Annotated in this window: 1 pseudogene; it reads left to right on the forward strand. The window is 73.4% G+C overall.

From position 1 onward, the window contains the following. A pseudogene (locus P2PM1_RS23835) lies at positions 1–1,985 on the forward strand (hypothetical protein); the annotation flags it as partial.

A 1,985-nucleotide genomic window follows, 5' to 3' on the forward strand; every position in this document is an offset into this window, starting at 1 on the left:
CGCGTCTGCCCCGGCCCGCGCGCCGCGCCGCCCGGCCGCGCCGCCGCCCCGCGAGGACTGGCGCGACGCCGGCTACGGCTACGACGACAGCTACGGCGCGCCGCGCGAGGCCGGCTATGATGAGGCCCGCTACGACGATCCCCGTTACGAAGACGCCCGCTACGAGAATGCCCGCTACGAGGGGGATGAGGCCCCGTATGACGGGCTGGCGGACGCGGAATACGGCCATGAGCGCCCGGCGCCGATGCCGCCGCGCGGCGGCTGGCGCGAGGAGCGCGGCGACGACGACCTGCGGCCGCTGATCCGCGACCTTGCCCACCGGGTCGAGCGGGCGAGCGGGGCGCGCGACGACCGGCTCGACGTGCTGCGGCGCGAGATCGCCGACCTGCGGGGCTTCCTGACCCAGAGCCTGCGCGCCGAGCGCGAGCGCGCCGCCTCCCGCGACAGCGGCGAGATGCGCCGCCTGTCCGACGCGGTGGAGCGGCTGCGCGCCGATCGGGGCGACATGCGCCTCGTCCGCGAGCTGCGGTCCGAAATCGCGGATCTGCGCGCGATGATCGGCCACTCGAATGTCGAGGGCATGCTGACGACGCTGGAAAGCGGCTATGCGCATCTGGTCCAGCGCCTCGACGAGATGGCGCGCGACCGGCTGGAGCCGCGCCTCGTCGCCGAACTCGGCCAGCGCCTTGCCGACATCGAGGATGCCTTCCGCATCGTGCCGCGCGGCGACCAGCTCGCCGCCCTGGATGACCGCGTCGCCGATATCGGCCACCGGGTCGAGGAACTGGTCCGCCGCAGCGGCGGTGCCGATCTCGACCTGCTGCGCGGCGAGATCCGCAGCGTGCGCGATCTGGTCGAGCGGTTCGACGTCGGCGACCTGCTCGCCGGCATCGACGAGCGCATGAGTGCCCTGGCCCGGCGCTTCGACACCATCGACCGGCTGGTCGAGGAGCAGCGCCACCTCGCCGAGCGGATGGGCGCCATCGAGCACCGGCTGCCGCAGTCGGGCGCCGTCGACCGGCTGCAGGACCGGCTGGAGGAAATCGCCAGCATGCTGGCCGACGACCGCAACAGCCGCGCCGATCCGCAGCTCGACGAGAAGCTCGGCGAGATTTCCGGCCGGCTGAAGCGGATCGAGACCGCGCGGCAGATGCCGCCGAGCTATGATGCCGCCTTCACCCTGCTGGAAAAGCGGCTTGCCGCCATCGACGGCAAGATCAACGCCCTCGACCGGCCCGACCGGGTGACGCTCGTTGCCGAAGGTCAGCAGGCCAGCATCGAGGCCGATCTGATCGCCCGTCTCGAGGCCGGCATCGCCAATCTCAACGAGCGCTTCGAGACCGGCCGTGCTTCCGCCGGCGGCGACGAGTTCGAAAGCCTGCGCCGGGAGATCGCCTCCTTGCGCGACAGCGTCGCCCAGCCGGTGTCGGTGGGCGAACTCGAGGCACAGCTCCGCGATCTGGCCGAGGCCGTCAGCCGTGGCTCCGCCAGCGACGACGCGGCGGTTCTCTCCCAGGTCGAGGACAAGATCGCGGCGCTTGCCGCCAAGCTGGATGCCGCCGACAGCGGCTTTGCCCGGCTCGGCGAGATCCAGAGCGCGCTGCAGGCGGGCGGAACCGGCGGCGACGTCGCCCAGGCCCTGCGCGGCGACCTGCATCGGCTGATGGAGGCGGCGACCAATTCCGAGCGCCGCTCGCGCGAATCCATGGACAGCGTCCAGGACGTGCTTGCCTCGATCAACAACCGGCTGATGGCGCTGGAGCAGGACGCCCGCATGGCGGCCATGCCCGCCTCCCGTCCCGAGGACGACCGGCCGCTGGAGCCCGGCTCGGGCAAGCCGCGCGTCCGCCAGCAGGCGCCGCCCCGGACGGAGGCGCCGGTGCCGCCGCGCGCCGAGGCATCGGTTGCCGCAAGCGACGAGCCGCTGCCGCAGCGTCCCGCCGCCCGGCCCGCACAGAGCCGGCCTGCTGCGGCCATGGGCGCCA

The sequence above is a fragment of the Stappia sp. P2PMeth1 genome, assembly GCF_900185735.1.
In the GTDB taxonomy this organism is placed as follows: domain Bacteria; phylum Pseudomonadota; class Alphaproteobacteria; order Rhizobiales; family Stappiaceae; genus Stappia.